This is a genomic window from Peribacillus simplex (assembly GCF_001542915.1).
Classification (GTDB): domain Bacteria; phylum Bacillota; class Bacilli; order Bacillales; family DSM-1321; genus Peribacillus; species Peribacillus simplex_B.
In genome coordinates this window covers 77,392-95,178 of sequence record NZ_LNNH01000039.1, presented here as the reverse complement: position 1 = coordinate 95,178, position 17,787 = coordinate 77,392, and the positions used below count along the sequence as shown (strand labels likewise).

General features: G+C 43.6%; 17 protein-coding genes and 1 riboswitch. Of the genes, 13 read left to right on the top strand and 4 right to left on the bottom strand.

What is annotated here, in order from left to right; all coding sequences use genetic code 11:
• Positions 1 to 51: 51 nt before the first annotated feature.
• From pdaA to AS888_RS18480, 5 genes are all read left to right on the top strand, one after another.
• Positions 52 to 837, top strand: coding sequence for a delta-lactam-biosynthetic de-N-acetylase (pdaA, locus tag AS888_RS18500; protein ID WP_061143635.1), 786 nt, complete (start codon positions 52 to 54; stop codon positions 835 to 837).
• A gap of 124 nt (positions 838 to 961) precedes the next feature.
• Complete coding sequence (locus AS888_RS18495; RefSeq protein ID WP_061143621.1) at positions 962 to 1,846, top strand: DNA-3-methyladenine glycosylase family protein; 885 nt, start codon at positions 962 to 964, stop codon at positions 1,844 to 1,846.
• Positions 1,843 to 3,231: a 23S rRNA (uracil(1939)-C(5))-methyltransferase RlmD gene (gene rlmD / locus AS888_RS18490; protein ID WP_061143620.1), complete on the top strand. Its 1,389-nt coding sequence runs from the start codon at positions 1,843 to 1,845 to the stop codon at positions 3,229 to 3,231. Before AS888_RS18495 ends, rlmD begins: the two co-directional genes overlap by 4 nt.
• A gap of 212 nt (positions 3,232 to 3,443) precedes the next feature.
• The gene (locus tag AS888_RS18485; protein ID WP_081092515.1) at positions 3,444 to 4,445 is read left to right on the top strand and encodes a tRNA dihydrouridine synthase; all 1,002 of its coding nucleotides are present in this window, start codon (positions 3,444 to 3,446) and stop codon (positions 4,443 to 4,445) included.
• 139 nt (positions 4,446 to 4,584) lie between these two features.
• A complete protein-coding gene (locus AS888_RS18480; protein WP_061143618.1) occupies positions 4,585 to 5,100 on the top strand; it encodes a YehS family protein in 516 nt (171 codons plus the stop codon).
• Between the two features lie 128 nt (positions 5,101 to 5,228).
• Here AS888_RS18480 and AS888_RS18475 read toward each other — a convergent pair whose 3' ends face one another.
• Positions 5,229 to 5,501, bottom strand: a complete 273-nt coding sequence (locus AS888_RS18475; protein ID WP_155645547.1) for a hypothetical protein — start codon at positions 5,499 to 5,501, stop codon at positions 5,229 to 5,231.
• A 239-nt stretch (positions 5,502 to 5,740) separates the two neighbouring features.
• Here AS888_RS18475 and AS888_RS18470 point away from each other — a divergent pair, with 239 nt between their 5' ends.
• Both AS888_RS18470 and AS888_RS18465 read left to right on the top strand, forming a co-directional pair.
• The gene (locus AS888_RS18470) at positions 5,741 to 7,141 is read left to right on the top strand and encodes a YfcC family protein (protein ID WP_061143616.1); all 1,401 of its coding nucleotides are present in this window, start codon (positions 5,741 to 5,743) and stop codon (positions 7,139 to 7,141) included.
• Positions 7,142 to 7,348: 207 nt separating this feature from the next.
• On the top strand, positions 7,349 to 7,651 hold the full coding sequence (locus AS888_RS18465; protein ID WP_061143615.1) for a zinc-binding metallopeptidase family protein: 303 nt from the start codon (positions 7,349 to 7,351) through the stop codon (positions 7,649 to 7,651).
• A gap of 151 nt (positions 7,652 to 7,802) precedes the next feature.
• On the opposite strand, the gene AS888_RS18460 is transcribed toward AS888_RS18465, so the two are convergent.
• Both AS888_RS18460 and AS888_RS18455 read right to left on the bottom strand, forming a co-directional pair.
• Positions 7,803 to 9,341 (bottom strand): methyl-accepting chemotaxis protein, encoded by a 1,539-nt coding sequence (locus AS888_RS18460; RefSeq protein ID WP_061143614.1) that lies wholly within the window; start codon positions 9,339 to 9,341, stop codon positions 7,803 to 7,805.
• A gap of 57 nt (positions 9,342 to 9,398) precedes the next feature.
• Positions 9,399 to 9,480: riboswitch (cyclic di-GMP riboswitch) on the bottom strand.
• 115 nt (positions 9,481 to 9,595) lie between these two features.
• The gene (locus AS888_RS18455; RefSeq protein WP_061143613.1) at positions 9,596 to 9,835 is read right to left on the bottom strand and encodes a hypothetical protein; all 240 of its coding nucleotides are present in this window, start codon (positions 9,833 to 9,835) and stop codon (positions 9,596 to 9,598) included.
• A gap of 215 nt (positions 9,836 to 10,050) precedes the next feature.
• Between AS888_RS18455 and AS888_RS18450 the strand changes: the two genes are divergently transcribed.
• From AS888_RS18450 to AS888_RS26915, 4 genes are all read left to right on the top strand, one after another.
• The gene (locus AS888_RS18450) at positions 10,051 to 10,827 is read left to right on the top strand and encodes a transporter substrate-binding domain-containing protein (RefSeq protein WP_061143612.1); all 777 of its coding nucleotides are present in this window, start codon (positions 10,051 to 10,053) and stop codon (positions 10,825 to 10,827) included.
• A 58-nt stretch (positions 10,828 to 10,885) separates the two neighbouring features.
• Positions 10,886 to 11,530 carry an amino acid ABC transporter permease gene (locus tag AS888_RS18445; RefSeq protein WP_061143611.1) on the top strand — a complete coding sequence of 215 codons (645 nt, stop codon included), beginning with the start codon at positions 10,886 to 10,888 and terminating at the stop codon, positions 11,528 to 11,530.
• Positions 11,527 to 12,261 carry an amino acid ABC transporter ATP-binding protein gene (locus tag AS888_RS18440; RefSeq protein WP_061143610.1) on the top strand — a complete coding sequence of 245 codons (735 nt, stop codon included), beginning with the start codon at positions 11,527 to 11,529 and terminating at the stop codon, positions 12,259 to 12,261. Before AS888_RS18445 ends, AS888_RS18440 begins: the two co-directional genes overlap by 4 nt.
• A gap of 268 nt (positions 12,262 to 12,529) precedes the next feature.
• Positions 12,530 to 12,661, top strand: coding sequence for a hypothetical protein (locus tag AS888_RS26915; protein ID WP_260320291.1), 132 nt, complete (start codon positions 12,530 to 12,532; stop codon positions 12,659 to 12,661).
• Between the two features lie 73 nt (positions 12,662 to 12,734).
• Here the strand turns inward: AS888_RS26915 and AS888_RS18435 are convergent, their stop codons facing one another.
• Entirely contained in the window at positions 12,735 to 15,242 is a 2,508-nt protein-coding gene (locus AS888_RS18435) for an NEW3 domain-containing protein (protein ID WP_061143609.1), read from the bottom strand.
• 235 nt (positions 15,243 to 15,477) lie between these two features.
• Here AS888_RS18435 and AS888_RS18430 point away from each other — a divergent pair, with 235 nt between their 5' ends.
• Together AS888_RS18430 and AS888_RS18425 are read left to right on the top strand one after the other, a co-directional pair.
• Complete coding sequence (locus AS888_RS18430; RefSeq protein ID WP_061143608.1) at positions 15,478 to 16,701, top strand: ROK family transcriptional regulator; 1,224 nt, start codon at positions 15,478 to 15,480, stop codon at positions 16,699 to 16,701.
• Positions 16,698 to 17,780, top strand: a complete 1,083-nt coding sequence (locus tag AS888_RS18425; protein WP_061143607.1) for an extracellular solute-binding protein — start codon at positions 16,698 to 16,700, stop codon at positions 17,778 to 17,780. The genes AS888_RS18430 and AS888_RS18425 overlap by 4 nt, the downstream gene beginning before the upstream one ends.
• Positions 17,781 to 17,787: the final 7 nt, after the last annotated feature.

Sequence of the window (17,787 nt, the reverse complement as noted above, 5' to 3'; positions counted from 1 at the left end):
ATAAATCTTCATGTTCCAAACACTAAGAAAAAGGACATGGGGGATATTCCAATGAAAAAAAAGGCGATGTTAACTGTTCTTGTTTGCTTGATCTGCTCTTTGGGGAGCCCGGCTTTTGCGGAATCCTATAATTGGGGTTTCAATAAAGGGAAAAATGAGCTACCTGCCGATGCAGGAAAAAACTTCAATGAAATGCTGCCTAAATATGAAGCGATTTATAAAGGGGATACAACGAAGAAGGATATATATTTGACGTTCGATAACGGGTATGAAAATGGTTATACGGCACAGATTCTGGATGTTCTGAAGAAACATAAGGCGCCTGGGGCTTTTTTCGTTACGGGACATTATTTGAAAACGGCGCCTGAGCTAGTTGTAAGGATGGCAAATGAAGGTCATATCGTCGGGAACCATTCCTGGAACCACCCTGATATGACGAGCGTCACGGACGATGTGATCCGCACCGAGCTGGAGCGGGTTAAAAAAGCGACGGAGAAGTTAACGGGGCAAAAGGAAATGAATTATTTGCGTCCTCCTCGAGGGGTGTTCAATGAAAGAACGATGGAGGTCGCCAAGAAGGAAGGGTATTACCACATTTTTTGGTCGCTTGCCTATAAAGACTGGATCGTAGACCAGCAGAAGGGAGCGGCTTTCGCTCATGATGAAGTGCTGAAGCAGATTCATCCAGGTGCCATTTTATTGCTCCATACAGTTTCCAAAGATAATGCGGACGCACTGGACTCAATTTTGACGGATCTTGAAAAGCGAGGGTATACTTTCAGCAGTCTGGATAATTTGATGATTGAAAAACAATTGCCAAGCAGAATGCTGTATTAATAATGAAAAGCGGGTACCTGTAGCGACATTTCAGGTCCCGCTTTTTTCCATTATCCTCAATTCCAAGTATTATTTCAGGAAACGTGCTATAATACGTGGAAAACTGCTAAAGGATGGATCAGTTGTGTGGACTGAAAAATTACAGGTTCAAGGGCCTTATAATTTCGATCTAGTTCTCGAACGGTTATCGTTAGACCCACTTCAAGTAGTTGATTTTACGAACAGGACGGTAAAAGTTCCGCTTTATATAGAAAAAGAACCTATCGTTTTACAGGTTCAGGCAATCGGAAGCATCGATGAGCCTTTCTTTATCATTAAAGGTCATTCAGAGGCGTACAGGTCTAAAGCAATTGAACGGTTAAAAAAGGTCTTTCATTGGCATCAGCCATTGGAAGGCGTATCCCGGCATTTCCGGGAATCCGATTTGAGTGATATCTTCGAAGAACATCGGGGAACGGCGATTGTTCTGGATTTCGATTACTACAGCTGCCTCGTCAAATGCATCATACATCAGCAATTAAATTTATCCTTTGCCCATACGCTCACGGAACGATTCGTAAAAACCTTTGGTTACCAAATGGATGGTGCCTGGTTCTATCCCACACCGGCGACGACCGCCCAACTTAGGATCGAGCAATTGAGAGCGATTCAGTTCAGCGGGCGAAAAGCGGAATACGTCATCGGCCTTTCCGAGCAAATCACCCAAGGTCATCTCCAACTTGATGTATTGGAAAAGCTATCCGATCAAGAAGTTCTGGATACACTAATAAAAATACGCGGTATCGGCAGATGGACGGCTGAAAACTTTCTGCTTTTCGGACTCGGAAGGCCGAATCTATTTCCTAAAGCTGATATAGGCATTCAAAATGCACTGAAAATTTTATATGGCTTACCGCAAAAGCCGACCCAAGAAGAAATGGAGACCTATAGTGTCAACTGGGCTCCATATCTAAGCTACGCTTCCCTCTATTTATGGAGAAGCATTGAAAAACGGAGTGAAAAGAAATGACAAACATTCAAGATACCCAACTGGAAGTGAACCAAACCCTTCCATTGACCATTAAAAGACTTGGCATTAACGGAGAGGGAGTCGGTTATTTTAAAAAGAAGGTCGTCTTCGTCCCAGGAGCCTTGCCAGGTGAGGAAATTGTAGCCTCGGTCACAAAGGTACAGCCAAACTTCACCGAGGCGAAAATTAAAACCATCCGGAAAGAATCACCGCACCGAATCACCGCGCCCTGCCCGGTTTACGCAGAATGCGGCGGCTGTCAATTACAGCATTTAAGCTATGACCAGCAGCTTGTTGAAAAACGCGATATCGTCATTCAAGCGATGGAGCGTCATACGAAACTTCCGGTTTTTTCATTAAATATAAAAGAAACGATCGGCATGGAAAACCCTTGGAATTACCGGAATAAAAGTCAGTACCAGGTCGGTCAAAAAGATGGAAAATTGATTGCGGGCCTATACGGTTTGAATTCCCATACATTGATCGACATCCCGAACTGCCTTGTACAGCATAAGGCAACCAATAAAGTGACACGTACAGTGAAAAAGATCCTGAAAAACCTGAACATCTCGATTTATAACGAAAGAAAAAGAAAGGGCGTAATCCGTACGGTCATCACACGGGTAGGCTTTGAAACTGGCGAGGTGCAGGTCGTCCTTGTGACGGGAGCGGAAGAAATTCCCCAAAAGGATCAGCTGCTTAAACAAATTCGCGATCAGCTTCCTGAAGTGAAATCAGTCGTACAAAACATCAACAACCGAAATACCTCGCTTATTTTTGGTGAAAAAACGATTCATCTTGCTGGCGGTAAAGTCATCAACGAAACATTGGGTGACTTATCATACGAACTATCAGCCCGTACCTTCTTCCAGCTTAATCCTGTCCAAACGGTCCGCATGTATGATGAAGTGAAAAAGGCAGCAGCCCTGACCGGTACGGAAAAAGTTGTCGATGCCTATTGCGGAGTCGGAACGATCGGACTATGGCTTTCTGAAGAGGCTAAAGAGGTTCGTGGAATGGATGTCATCAAGGAATCGATTGAAGACGCCAAGAAAAATGCAAAAAAACATAAGCGAAGCAACATGCACTACGAAACGGGAAAAGCTGAAAACATCCTGCCTCGCTGGATTAAAGAGGGCTGGAAGCCGGACATGCTTGTCGTCGATCCGCCAAGAACAGGATGCGACCAAGCGCTGCTGCAAACAATCTTGAAGGCGAAACCGAAAAAGATTGTGTACGTTTCCTGCAACCCGTCCACACTGGCAAAGGACCTGCAGGAATTGAGCACCATTTACGAGGTGCAATCCATACAGCCTGTGGACATGTTCCCGCAAACGAGCCATGTGGAGTGTGTCTCGCAACTCATCTTAAAAGAAGGCAACTAACCCGATACGGGAGTTGCCTTTTCCTTATTGTATTTGTCTGAAGGGAAGGCTACCATTCAGGACCGATTTTCGTTAAAATAAACATTGCCGATTTTCACGAATTGTAAATGTTCTTGTGTTTGATAATGACTTATTAAGCATGATATACGTGTAAAAGAAGTGTAGGATTTGACTTCGTATTTTCTAAACGAGAGTTTGAAATTTTATCCATAGTGAGAGGATTTGAGTTTGAAATGATAGATAATTTTTGGCGTGATTTACCACGGCCATTTTTTGTACTTGCACCAATGGAAGATGTGACTGATGTTGTTTTTCGTCACGTAGTAAGTGAAGCTGGTCGACCGGATGTATTTTTCACGGAGTTTACAAACTCGGATAGCTATTGTCATCCAGAGGGGATGAAAAGTGTGCGTGGCCGTTTGATGTTTACAGAAGATGAACAGCCAATGGTGGCACATATTTGGGGAGATAATCCCGATTATTTCCGTCAAATGAGTATTGGCATGGCGGAGCTTGGGTTTAAAGGAATCGATATCAACATGGGCTGTCCTGTACCGAATGTGGCTTCGAGAGGGAAAGGCAGTGGCCTTATTCTGCGTCCAGATGTTGCGGCAGACCTTATCCAAGCGGCAAAAGCGGGCGGACTTCCTGTCAGCGTGAAAACACGACTTGGCTTTGAGGATGTGAATGAGTGGGAGGAGTGGCTAACGCATATTTTGAAACAGGATATAGCGAACCTTTCCATTCATTTACGTACAAGAAAGGAAATGAGCCAAGTGGATGCACATTGGGAGATGATTCCGGAAATCAAAAAATTGCGTGACCGCATTGCACCCAATACACTACTAACAATCAATGGAGACATTCCGGATCGTCAAACCGGACTCCAGCTTGCTGAAAAATATGGGATTGATGGCGTTATGATCGGGCGAGGCATTTTTAAAAATCCTTTCGCTTTTGAAAAAGAACCAAAAGAGCATAGCAGTAAAGAATACCTTGATCTTTTAAGGCTGCAGCTTGATCTTCAAGATCAATATGCGGAAGTGCTGCCACGTTCCATCACAGGGCTTCATCGCTTTTTCAAAATTTACGTCAAAGGATTCCGCGGAGCTGGTGAACTAAGAAACCAGTTAATGAATACGAAATCAACTGATGAAGTGCGTGCATTGCTTGATAACTTTGGAAAACAAAACGGCGACAGTGAACTGAGATGACTCGCAAAAGGTTTGTCGTGATGAAACTGAAAATCCGGGAATCCGTAATGGTTCCCGGATTTTCAGCTGTGTTTATTCCCAGCCATTTGTGAAATAATGAAGGTACTGTGAAAAAGAAAACGATACAGGAGGTTTATGAATGCATAATCATGATATATTAATCCGATTAAGGTATGCGCTCGATATAAAAAATAAAGATATGGTAGAGATATTCAAACTTGGGGATATTGACGTGACAAGGGAAGAAGTCATGCAGATGCTCACAAAACCAAAAGATGGATTCGATGATGAATACGAAGATGATATCGATGATGATGGTATAAACTGCAATAACATGATGTTGGAGTCCTTTTTAAATGGCTTGATCATTTTTAAAAGAGGGAAGCAAGAGCCAAAACCGAACCAGCCCGAAAGTCCGGCACCAGCTCCAAGGATCAAGGAAAGCATGAATAATATTTTGCTGAAGAAATTGAAAATAGCCCTGTCGTTGACCAGTGAGGACGTGATTGATATTCTGGATGAAGCTGGGGTCATGATAACTAAAGGGGAACTAAGCGCCATCTTAAGAAAAGTGGGGCATAGGAATTATAAAGAGTGCGGGGATAAATACGCCAGGAATTTCTTAAAAGGATTAGCTTATAAATACAGGGGATAAGGTGCGGCGAAGAAGTGGACTACCCCACTTAGCTGCTGCACTTTATCAAGATATTGAAGAGACGCTTTTTCAGGTACATTCCGAAACAGCGTTGGTGAAAGGCTTGGGCGGTAGGCTCAAGCCTTTTCCTATGTTCGGGCATGCATTAGGCAGCCATCTGGACAATGCGAAACCTCTACATGCAGCCCTGTGAATGCGAAGGGCGGGCTGGATTGAATCCTTCCCCAGCACCTGCCCGTTTTTCCTTGATTGATATAGTCTGTTATCAAGAAGTTCGCCAATTTTTCAAGCTCTGGTTTACCTGTCGCAGCTGGATTAGCAAATGAAGGATATAAGCGGTTTTTTTCCAGAACCACGTCTAACATGGAGACAGGTCCAGACGGTGCTCCTCTGGCAATCATCCCCGTGTTAACATTGGTTTCCCTGTCTCTTATTCCAGATTGCTGTATATATAATATTCAGAAAAATATTATTATTTGAACATATTACTTTATATATAAGCATTTCTAAAACCTACTAAAAAAACTATATAAATTGGGATTGTATTAATATAGAATAATATGTATTATTATTTAAAAATAATAATTTATAGAATGACTATATAAGTGTTAACTTTTTGAATAAGGAGTTTTGACAAAAGATGTTTAAGGGAAAAAAAGGTACTGAAAAGAAAACGGGCATTAACGCACATGTGTTAATCTTCTCGTTAATCGTTATTGCAGCAGTTTTGACATATATTGTCCCAGCCGGTCATTATGACAAGGTTGAGGTTAAAGGACATAGTGAGATTGATCCGGATACATTTAGATTCATCGATAGTGATCCAGTGGGGTTATTGGAGTTGTTCAGTAATATTCATACAGGTATGGTCAATGGTGCAGGGACGATATTCTTTGTCTTAATCATCGGAGGGGTATTCGGTATTATCAGTGCAACAGGGGCACTCGATACGTTCATAACCTCATTCGCCCGGAAGATGGCGAATCGCGAGAAGCTAATCATACCGGTCTTGATGCTGTTTTTTGCGATTTGCGGTGCTACGATGGGGATGTCTGATGAGACGGCAGTTTATGTGGGGTTGCTTGTGCCACTAACGATCGCTTTAGGGTTTGATGCGGTAACCGGTTTTGCAATCGTTGTGGTTGGTGCATCGATGGGTTATACAGCTGGGTTCATGAATCCCTTTACAGTTGGCGTTGCACAGGGCATAGCGGAGCTGCCGACCTTTTCGGGTATTGGCTATCGCCTGATCGTTTTCGCTATCTTTTATATTATCGCCGTCATGTTCGTTTATCGACATGCGATGAAGGTGAAGGCGAATCCGGAGCTTGGCAGTTATGGCAAATTCGGGCGTTTAAATCAAGATACCAAACAACAACCAGCAGTGAAAATGACTTTTCGTCATAAATTGGTACTTGGTGCATTTTTACTTAACTTCATCATCTTAATTTTCGGGGTGATGAAATATGAATGGTATGTTACGGAGATTGCCGGTCTGTTTTTGATGTTCGGCATTATCATGGGAATACTCGGGAGACTATCGCCATCCAGCATTGCCGATAGCTTTGTGAAGGGCGCCGCGGAACTAATTGGCGGTGCCATCATTATCGGTTTGGCACAAGCAGTCCTTGTTATTTTTGAGTCTGGAGGATTGATGGATACAATCCTTTACTATGCTTCTGACTTATTGAATATGATTCCTTCGGGGTTTGCCGCTGTGGGCATGATGATTTTACAGCTCATCATTAATTTCTTGGTTCCTTCTGGAAGTGGACAAGCGGCACTTACCATGCCTTTAATGTCACCTCTTGCCGACCTTGTAGGTGTAACAAGGCAAACGGCCGTGCTTGCTTTCCAATTCGGGGATGGAATTGCGGCAAGTATATTCCCAACGAATGGTGCGCTCATTGCATCTCTTACGATCGCGGGAATCCCATGGAACAAATGGGTGAAATGGTATATTCCGTTCTTCATCATCCAATTGATTGTCTGTGCGATTTTATTAGTTGTGGCAGAGTGGATCAACTACGGACCATTTTAAGAAAAGGAAATTCTATCAATGTTTGAAACGATAGCGAAACAGGCGGTAGCAGATCGGCGCTACCTACATGAAACCAAGAGCTCTCTGGAAGCGAGTGGCAAACAAAGACATTCATACGTGAGCGACTTGAAGCATTAAATCTCCAGGTTTTGGACTTCGATCTCCCCGTGGTTACATGAAAGGAACGCAGGGCGAAAACCGATCGCCATGCGTGCAGCTATCGTCGCATTGCCAATCATCCCTGAGGAGGGAAATAAACCGAATATCTCCAAGGTGAAGGACATCCCGCATGCTTCCGGGCATGACGGTCATACAGCCATTCTGCTGGCGACAGCGGAATGGTTCCTATTCATCATCCAATTGGCAGAGGAAATTATGCCAAGTGGTACCGACCGCTTCGTTAAAATGGGTGTGTTGGAAGGTGGAGAAGCGAATTTTGGCATTCAGTTGTGGCAAAGCATGGAAATGGGGAAGAAGGGCTTGAAAGCCGGAGGTTACGGCAATGGTTAAAGAATATCGCTAATAATCCGAATGACTCCGGCACAGCTTTGGAGTCATTTTTTTGATGGAAGAATGGAAGTGTAAGAGTATGTTGACGGGCAACTCCATTCAGCTGGAACATGACGAAAACCCGCAATCTTTGAAATGCGGGTTACATCGTTTAAGATGGCGCTTTTTGGTTTAGATTGACAACCAACTCCGCCACTTGTTTTGCCTGACCCTCCAGATGAAGAGATTGCTTCATCAAAGATACCATCAAGAAAGCTTGTTCACTTGTAGAAGTCGCAATCTGCTGGTTTGCGGCACGAGATTCCTGTGAATCATGCAGGATGGACCCAAATACTTCATGAATGTTCCTGTTCGTCTCTGTTAGTTGATTTATGCTTGATTCATAGAGACGCAATAGCTGGTTCACACCTTCGTTGGAAGAATAAATCGATCCGAATACCAGCTGGGATTCATGAGCGATCTTCGCTCCTGGTTCTACATCCATGATGGAATGTTCTACTTGCTTCTGGATCAATTCCGTTTCGTCTTGGATTTTACTGACCACACGGACAATTTCCTGGGCAGATAGATCTGACTGGTTAGCGAGATTCCTGACTTCTTCCGCAACGACTGCAAATCCTTTTCCTGCATCTCCCGCACGAGCTGCCTCTATGGAAGCATTAAGGGCTAAAAGATTAGTCTGATCGGAAATACGGTTAATCATGATGGTGAATTGCTCGATTTCTTGTATTCGCTGTTTAAATCGATGAATCGTACCTGCCAAACCGGATACATGTTCAGTGACTAACTTTAACTGAATATGAAGTTTCTTCATCAGCTGCTGGCCGGTATCCACATGAGTGCTGGTGGAATTGGAGTTTTCGGCAACCTCATGCGTACGCTTTGTAAGGTTGAGGACCTGTTCTTCCATGCTCTTCAGCTTCAGCATATTGGATTCCGTCAGGTCCAAATTGCGTTCCGTTTTTACAGACATGTCCTGGATATTGGCATTAATTTGAGCTGAGGCACTATTGGTTTCCTGACTCGTTCCTTTTATCTCCGATGAGACAAGCAGCATTTCTTGTGACATTATATCCAATGCCGTAAGCAGCTCCGTTGTTTTTTGCTCGATTTTGCGGTTTTGCTCCCATAGGTTTCTTTTCATCGATTTTTTATGCAAAAGCAGGACGATCGTTGCCCCGCTAGTCAAAATTAGAAAGACTGCGTGTACCAGCAGAAGCGAAAAGGCATAATTGGATGTTCCGCAAAGCAGCTCCGGAAATAAGAAGTAACCTGCCAGATGTTGCAAGGCAAAAATCATCGTGCTCAACAGGACAAGCTGGATGGAATCGAAGAAAGCGATTAAAGCAATGACCATAAAAATTGAAAAATGATACTCAACCAAACCATTTCCCCCAGCTATCATGGATATCGAGGAAAAGGTGAGGCAGAGCGTGATGGACCAAGGCAGCAACGGATGATTTCTATTTTTCTTATAGAAAACGGTTGCGATAAGGAAGAATAAGATAGGCAGCATAAACAATAGGACAAGCGAAAATGCTAGGTGAGAAGGAAGTTCAGCAATTCCCCGCATCATGAGATAGTCCTGTAAAAACCCCGTGTACCTGTGCAAGAAGTGAATGAAAATCCCCATTAAAACCGTTCCTGCACTGAACATCAGCATTAAATAATTCCCTTTGAATTTATTCATGGTCAGACTCCTCAATCAGTTAATAATCCAGATAAAAAAAGCCAACTAAACATAACGTTTAATTAGCCGGTTGCGCTACTGACTCCAAACCATCCAAGCGCCCATATACGGATAGTTCTTCAAAGTCTCAGGATTTAGATAATAACTATATCGGTTCGGATTTAGAAATCTTGACGGTTTAAAACCTGGTAAAAAATAGAAGGTGTCCTGGGAGAATGCTTCAATACCTTGTGAACCCGATTCCCCATTTTGTTTTATTTCGAATGCTTCTCATTCCCGTGTTTAAAGTTACCCGTAATCTTGGCGAGAAGCAATTGAACCTCCAATATGCTGTGTTCACAGTTTTTAATTTTTTTTATCAGGCGCTCGGCTTGTTTATCCTTTACGACCATGATTTGCTTCTTATTGAAATAAATGATCATGGTTGCTTTCTTTGTGAGGATATAAGTGAAGGGTTCTTCCAATAATTTATTTCTTTTATCTATTCCGCTCATTGAAATATCTCCTTTTTATAACGTTTTTGCCATATGTGCCACTTTTTAGTTTTAATATTCCTATTTTTTAGAAGAGTTAAGAAAAACACGAAAAATATTATTTGGAGAAAATAATATTTATTCTAAAAATTCATATTATAATACTTTATTCTTATGCTATATTATAGGGAGAATTATTTATTATCACGCATAATCAAAGAATTGGAGTGATTTCAATGAAGAAACTTGGTTTACTTAGTTTGTTTTTGATTTTGACTATCTTTATCTCGGCATGTGGGAGCAATGATGGGAAAGATGCTGGTGACGAAAAGAAAAATGAAAAAGTATATAAAGTGGGCGTGGATACGACATATCCGCCGTTTGAATTCAAAGAAGGAAACGAATATAAAGGCATTGATATTGATTTAATCAATGCAATTGCGAAAGACCAGAATTTTAAAATCAAGTTATCTCCGATGGATTTCGGCGGGATCATTCCAGCGATGCAAGCAAACCAGCTTGATGTGGCCATTGCAGGCATGAGCATTACCGAAGATAGAAAAAAGGTTGTTGATTTCTCGACGCCATATTTCGATGCAGGTTTGACTGTCGTCGTTACGAAGGATAATAAGTCCACTAAATCGGTTGCTGACCTTAAGGGGAAGACGGTAGCGGTCAAAAAAGGGACAACTGGTGCCAAATACGCACAGGATAATGCTGGTAAATTAAAGATTAAAGTGGTTCAGTTCAATGACTCTCCAGCGATGTTCCAGGAAGTGTCGAATGGCAATGCCGATGCACTTATCGAAGATTATCCGGTAATCTCGTATGCCATTGCCCAAAAAGACCTTGGCTTGAAAACCGTAGGTGAGCGCTTGAATGGGGATCAGTATGGAATTGCTGTATTGAAAGGCGAAAACCAGGATCTATTGAAGAAAATAGATGCGGGTCTTGCCAATCTGAAAAAAGACGGCAAATATGATGAAATCATAAAAACGTATCTTGGTGAATAGATTAAAGGCTCAATAAGCGCGCCTGAGGCGCGCTTTCTTTTTCGAAGGGGTGAAAGGAATGGATATAATTGTTGCGGCTTTGCCTATGTTAGTAAAAGGACTTCAGGTGACGCTTTACATCTTTGTGATTGCCATTATCCTAGGTTTTTTGATTGGTTTAGTAGTGGCCCTGCTGCGACTTGCCCCTATCAAGATCTTGAACTGGATTGCAAAGGTTTATGTGGATGCGATACGAGGGACGCCGTTCATCGTGCAGCTATTCTTTATATATTTCGGAGTGAATTCACTGAATCTCATCTCATTGAACAGTACGACAGCGGGAATAATCACCGTTGCAATCAATGCAGGAGCATATTTTGCTGAAATAATAAGAGCGGGGATACAATCCATTGATAAAGGCCAAACGGAAGCGGCAAGGTCAATCGGGTTCACTGGAACCCAAACGATGCGCTATGTCGTGCTGCCGCAAGCCTTTAGGAGGATGCTTCCTACGATTACGAACCAATCGATCATTAGCTTAAAAGATACTTCCCTATTGTCCGTCATCGGGATTGCCGATTTAACCCAGCAAGGCCAGATTCAAGCTTCGGCAACGTTTGAGGCATTCAAGATTTGGCTGGTTGTCGGTGTGATTTATTTCATCATCATTTATGTGATAACCCTAATTGCCAATTTCATTGAAAGGAGGGTTCAAGTGCGATGAGCATCATTACCGTAAAAAACCTAAGAAAATCTTTTGGAGCTGTAGAGGTCTTAAAGGATATTAATGCAGAAGTGCAGGAAAAGGAAGTTATTTGTGTAATAGGCCCTTCTGGATCAGGGAAAAGTACGTTTTTGCGTTGCCTGAACCTTCTTGAGGAGGTTACTGGCGGTGAGGTGATCGTAAACGGACATAATATAACCGATCCCAAAAGGAAAATCAATATTAACAAAGTAAGGCAAGAGGTAGGGATGGTCTTCCAGCATTTCAATCTATTTCCCCACAAGACGGTACTGGAAAACATCACATTGGGCCCGATTAAAATCCGCGCAACCGATAAAGCCGAGGCTGGCAGATTAGCACTTGAGCTATTGGATAAGGTGGGCCTGAGGGAAAAGGCAAATAGCTATCCAGGAGAACTTTCCGGCGGACAAAAGCAGCGGGTTGCCATTGCAAGGGCACTGGCGATGAATCCAAAGATCATGCTTTTCGACGAACCGACTTCTGCGCTTGATCCTGAAATGGTCGGAGATGTTTTAGAGGTAATGAAGCAGCTTGCCAAAGAGGGGATGACAATGGTCGTCGTTACGCATGAGATGGGCTTTGCCCGCGAAGTCGGTGACCGCGTCATTTTCATGGATGGCGGGTACATCGTTGAAGAAAATGAGCCGAGTGCATTATTCGGCAACCCACAGCATGAAAGAACCAAATCCTTCTTGAGTAAGGTGCTCTAAGCAGGACGCAAGGATGGACAAGAACCATCGGATGGCCGGGCAAATAAGCTGGCCATGAAGGAAGTTGTGCATAAAGTGTGGACAAAGGAATGCGGGACACGAGGGAACCTCGATCGCGCAACCGTTTCCCTTCACTTTGTGCATAACTTTTTTTAATTTAGGGAAAAGAAGCCTTTAGCAGGTGCGTGCAAAGGGTTAGATCATTAATATGGAAGGTGTCTAAATTCGCGAGTAAAGCAAGAAAAGGATGCCGTTTGTGCCTTCGTGGGTGAGCGGAACGAAAGGATTTTTGATCGTGTCCGTACCATCTTTTGTCGCAGTTGGGTCTTGCAATAAAGCCAGCTTCTGCAAGCATGACTACGTGAATGATGCACCTCTCTATAACTACCATAATTTCTAATAAATCGAAAAGGCTTCGGGATGGGACATCCCGAAGCTACAAAACCTATACACCTGCATAGGTTTCTTTTTCGTTATTTGGATCCGTAACTGATCAAGTTCGTCATGATTCGGTATCCGCCTGGAACCTGGCCTTGAATTTGGCGGTAGAGGACAAGGTTGGTGTAGAGGTAGGTGCCTTTACCGTATTTGGCCATCAGGATTCCGCCATCGAATGGCGCTTCATTTGGATCGGCCATGGAGATGAATGTTTCGAATGAGGGGTCCCATTTCATTGGGAAGTACAATCCTCTTTCCTGCACCCAGTTTTCCCAGTCAGCCGCTGTTATTTTGTTTGGATAGTTGAAAAGCGGTGATTCTGGTTTCAGTACGTTTACCGCTGCCTTTTCATCCGTCACTCTCCACCGAATGGAAGGATTTCCGAGAGTAAGTGGATAGGGAGCAGTCGTCATGGCATCCCAGCCATCGCCCGGTTTGTGGTATTGAACGACGAGATGACCGCCGTTTTCCACATATTGAAGCAAGCGTGCGTTATTGGCCTTTAAATCTTCCCTGGATAAATAGGCACGTATGCCTGTGACGATCGTATCGTATTGGCTCAAATCAGCTTCAGCCAAATCAGCAGGAGTCAACTTTGTAATGGCAAGCCCTGCATTGCTCAAATAATCTGCCACCTTATCAAATCCACTGTCGATGTAACCGACTTTTAACGATGCGGGCATTAAAAGCTCAAATGCAGCGGTGTCGATGGCTGCAGGATATTGGTAGTAAAACGTCCCGATATGATCATAGGAAATTTCCTGGATGGTCGATTTGAAGGTCTTACCGTGAACGGTGGCAGAGGCCTTGATCTGATAATCGCCATTTTGAATCGTTTTAGGCGGCGTGAGAGTGAATGTCACTTGCTTTTCTTCTAATTTTTCATTAAAGGATACAGTGGTTTTTTTAGGATGGACCTTCCAGTTCTTTGGAATATTCAACGCCACTTTTGCAGATGCATTTCCTTGTGAATAATTTTTCAGAGATACGGTCACGGGGATTTCTTCCTTTACATCAGCTGTATTCACCACGATATCTTCTGGTGAAAGGGAAAGGGCGACGTCGGGAAGGACTGCAATCGTTCCATCCAATTCTTCCAGGATGGATGTTTTTGTGCTGCCATACTCATAAGTAATGTTGGCTGTAATGGTTGGTCCGTCATAAGCCTGGTAATAGGAGGTATCTTCGGGCACTTTAACTTGGTATGTGATCTTTGCCGCTTGATTCGGTGCAAGGCTGCCACTTTTGGATGTTGTTTTCGCCCTCCACCCTTTAGGCACGTTCACTGCAGCCGTCACTTTCTTTAATGTTTGCTTGCCATTATTTTTAAGTGTGATGGTCACCTTCGTTTTTTGTCCCCGAGTGAGGATCCTTGAATCTGCTGTAGCTTGAACATCCAATCCTGAAGAGACATAACTGACTGCTTGTATTTGCTCTTCTTTTAATGAAAGCTTATGGAGCAGGTCGTTCTTCAGCGCAGTGCTTAACTTGGCTTTTTTAACTTGTGCCCTTATGTTCCGCAGATGGGTGAGGGCTGTCTGGGATTTAGAAAAGACTCGTTTCTCATTTGGATAGGCTGCAATGACAGCATCCAATTTTCGTTGGATATCGGTCAATTCTTCCTTCAATCTTGAAGCCGATGGTGGGAGTTTTCCAGCCCATTCCGTGAAATTGTAAGGTACACCCGCAAAAAGGTCCTTATTTTTCTTGATATTGACGGCGCTTTGCTTCAAATCCAGATGGATTTGGCGGGGTTCTGCAGGAATATCGGAACCCATGCCTTGGCTTTTATGGAGGTATCGGGATTGTTCCCCAAGCTGTGGATAAGTCATGCCGTAGATGGGATCATATTTGCCTATTTCAATGGAAGTGGCGGCTTGATCTGCTGAGGAAACAGGTACATACAACTTTTTAACTTGCCATACCGATAGGCCCTGCTTCAATTGTTGCGGAAAAATGGCCGGATCTGCCGCGTCCTTAAAGGCACGCTCACTTAAAATGGTCATCGTACGGTGATGTCCATGCTGGGTATCATCGTTTTGGAAGGATGGCATCAAGATATCGGGCTGGTATGTTCGGATAAAGCGGATGAGCCGTTCATACGTAAGCTGCTCTCCCCATTTTTCCAATGTCTCCTCAGGCGTTTTCGAGAAGCCGAAATCATAGATCGGGTCGGACGTCGTTTCACTTAGATGATAGGCCTTCACTCCGGTAATTTTGGCGGCCTCTATCATTTCCCTCGAACGGATGATTCCAAGCGCATTGTCCAGTTCATCGCCAATTTCGTTTTGTCCGCCTTCACCCCTGTTTGCAATCAGGCTCGAAGTCTTCACGCCCAATCCTCTTGATAGGTAAGCGAGAAAGTCACTGCGTTCATCATCTGGGTGGGCACCGCTGTTTAGGAATGAAACGGTTGTCTCTAGCGGCTTAACAGCATTCCATAACGCGACATTGGTTTTCACCGGCTTTGCTGAAACCCCATCGAACCGCAATGGCACGAGCACCAACATAAGGGAAAGCAAAGCTATCCATGCTTTTTCCATTTCTTATTTCAACCCCCTTCGATTTTTAAAAAGCTGTAATGAAGCAAGAAAATGTAGGTTAGTACTCATTTCTAACGAACCTGAAAAAGAAGATATATAATGAATAACATTTATGGTTATATTTGTAAATGATTAGAAGTAACTATTATAATCGGGCGGTTTAATCGAAAGAAATTGCCGAAATGAATTAGTCATATTTACTAACTAACTAAGGTAAGGCCGTGATGTGATGAGTATGAAAAGAACACCTCGTCAACAAAGATATGTCAATAAAAAAAGAATCATTCAATGCATCCGAGAATGTTCACCGATTTCAAGAGCAGAAATTGCCGGTAAGCTTCAACTTAGTAAGCCGACTGTTTCCATGGCGGTTGATGAGCTTATACAGGAGGAATGGATATATGAGAAGGGGATAGGCGAATCATCCTCCCAGGGAGGCAGGAGGCCCATTCAGCTCTTTTTCAATGAAAAGGCGGCATATATCATTGGCGCCGATATTGGCGGGACGAAGGTGAAAATCGTGTTATGTGATTTATCCGGCAACATCCTGGCTGAAATTGGCTTTTTAACAAGTACTTATCTACAAACGGGTCTACTTAAACAGATGGCGCATGAAACGGAACGATTGATTGCCAAGAACCAGATTGTCAGAGACAGGATTTTAGGGATGGGGGTTGGGATTCCTGGGATTACGCAAACGGCAAGTGGATTGGTAATCGAGGCACCGAGTTTAGGATGGGTGCAGTATCCGTTTATAGCGGAAGCGAAACGTTTTTTCGATTTTCCGATTCATATCGACAATGATGTGAATGCGGCGGCCCTCGGAGAACAGTGGCTCGGCAATGCACGTAATAAGCGGAATGTACTGTTCATTGCAGTTGGTACGGGGATTGGAAGCGGCATTATCTTGAATAATCAGTTATACAGGGGAGCTTCCAGCGCAGCTGGGGAAATCGGGTATATGGTAACGGACAAAGAGGATATGAAACGTGAGTTCAAGCCGGTTTTCCGAAGATACGGCTACTTGGAAAGCGTTGCAGGGGGGAAAGCGATTGGCGATCACTATACCGAGGCTGTACGAAACAATCCTCATCATTCCTTGTTCGGGCAGGTCCAGTCTTCACAGCTTTCAGGGGCAGATGCTTTTTCATCCGCAGCGAAAGGTGATGCGACAGCAATCGAAGTCATTCATCAAGCGCTCGAACATTTAGCTTGCGGCGTTGTCAATGCGGCCAGTTTGTTAAATCCCGAGGTGATCATTTTAGGAGGTGGCGTCTTGCATTCAGCTGCATATATTTTACCTAGAATACAGGAGATCATTGATCGCTATCTTCCAAGTTCAGTAGAAATCAAACCAGCCAGACTGGGAGAAAACGCAGGTGTATTAGGAGCGGTATCCCTATTTTTGAGGGAGCATGATAGTGTCTTGAATTTACGTGATGAGGGGGATCATATATGAAATACAGCAAAAGAGTGTATCTTTCCTTATGGGCCTTATCGACGGCCCTATTGATTTCCGGTTGTAACGGAGCAGATACGGAAACGAATGGCGAAGCTGGCGGTGCCAAGGGAGGATTGGAAGACAAAATTGTGGTGTACTCGCCGCATGGAAAGGATATTTTAGCAAAATATGAAAAGCAGTTCGAAGCTAAATATGGGATTGATGTCGAGTGGCTTGACATGGGGTCCCAGGAAATCCTCGACCGAGTTCGATCAGAGAAAAATAACCCGCAGGCAGACGTTTGGTGGGGAGCTCCTTCAACAAATTTCAATCAAGCTAAGGCTGATGGGCTGCTAGCTGCATATAAGCCAACCTATTCAAATAGCCTTGATGAAGGATTCCACGATCCGGAATGGTTTTGGACGGGAACGAGCCAGACACCCGAAGTGATCATGTATAACAGCAACGAGCTTTCAAAGGATGAAGTTCCGCAAGATTGGGATGAATTGCTCGATCCGAAGTGGAAAGACGAAATCATCATCCGCTATCCGTTAGCCTCAGGTACGATGAGGACCATCTTTTCTTCGATGATCTATCGTACGTATAAAGATGCGAAGGATCCAAAAGAAGGATATGACTGGTTAAAGAAACTCGACCAAAACACAAAGGAATATTCAGCAAATCCGGAATTGATGTATAACAAGATAGCCAAAGGAGAGGGCTCCCTTTCCGTATGGGCCATGCCGGATGTCGTCATGCTGAAAGAAAATAAAAAGTATCCGTTCGAGTTCGTCATTCCGGAAAGCGGGACGCCGGTACTGACCGAAGGAATTGCCATCGTGGAAGGTGCCAAGCATCCGAAAGCGGCCGAAGCGTTTTATGAGTTCGTCAATTCGAAGGAAGCGGCAAAAAATCTAGCCGAAGAATTTTATCGGATCCCGACAAGAAGTGATGTACCGGATTTACCAGAATGGATTACGAGCACAAAAATCAAAGCGATGGATATTGATTGGGATGTTTTCCAAGAAAAAGGTGATGAGTGGATGAAATATTGGGACGAAAACATTAAAAGTGGGGATAAGGAAATTAAAGAATAAGGAAGTG

What these genes read in the sequence shown, in the direction of transcription:
- pdaA (WP_061143635.1), top strand. Translation starts at nt 52, where the DNA reads ATGAAAAAAAAGGCGATGTTAACTGTTCTTGTTTGCTTGATCTGCTCT.
- rlmD (WP_061143620.1), top strand. Translation starts at nt 1,843, where the DNA reads ATGACAAACATTCAAGATACCCAACTGGAAGTGAACCAAACCCTTCCA.
- AS888_RS18480 (WP_061143618.1), top strand. Translation starts at nt 4,585, where the DNA reads ATGCATAATCATGATATATTAATCCGATTAAGGTATGCGCTCGATATA.
- AS888_RS18475 (WP_155645547.1), bottom strand. Translation starts at nt 5,501, where the DNA reads ATGATTGCCAGAGGAGCACCGTCTGGACCTGTCTCCATGTTAGACGTG.
- AS888_RS18470 (WP_061143616.1), top strand. Translation starts at nt 5,741, where the DNA reads ATGTTTAAGGGAAAAAAAGGTACTGAAAAGAAAACGGGCATTAACGCA.
- AS888_RS18465 (WP_061143615.1), top strand. Translation starts at nt 7,349, where the DNA reads ATGCGTGCAGCTATCGTCGCATTGCCAATCATCCCTGAGGAGGGAAAT.
- AS888_RS18460 (WP_061143614.1), bottom strand. Translation starts at nt 9,341, where the DNA reads ATGAATAAATTCAAAGGGAATTATTTAATGCTGATGTTCAGTGCAGGA.
- AS888_RS18455 (WP_061143613.1), bottom strand. Translation starts at nt 9,835, where the DNA reads ATGAGCGGAATAGATAAAAGAAATAAATTATTGGAAGAACCCTTCACT.
- AS888_RS18450 (WP_061143612.1), top strand. Translation starts at nt 10,051, where the DNA reads ATGAAGAAACTTGGTTTACTTAGTTTGTTTTTGATTTTGACTATCTTT.
- AS888_RS18445 (WP_061143611.1), top strand. Translation starts at nt 10,886, where the DNA reads ATGGATATAATTGTTGCGGCTTTGCCTATGTTAGTAAAAGGACTTCAG.
- AS888_RS18440 (WP_061143610.1), top strand. Translation starts at nt 11,527, where the DNA reads ATGAGCATCATTACCGTAAAAAACCTAAGAAAATCTTTTGGAGCTGTA.
- AS888_RS18435 (WP_061143609.1), bottom strand. Translation starts at nt 15,242, where the DNA reads ATGGAAAAAGCATGGATAGCTTTGCTTTCCCTTATGTTGGTGCTCGTG.
- AS888_RS18430 (WP_061143608.1), top strand. Translation starts at nt 15,478, where the DNA reads ATGAAAAGAACACCTCGTCAACAAAGATATGTCAATAAAAAAAGAATC.
- AS888_RS18425 (WP_061143607.1), top strand. Translation starts at nt 16,698, where the DNA reads ATGAAATACAGCAAAAGAGTGTATCTTTCCTTATGGGCCTTATCGACG.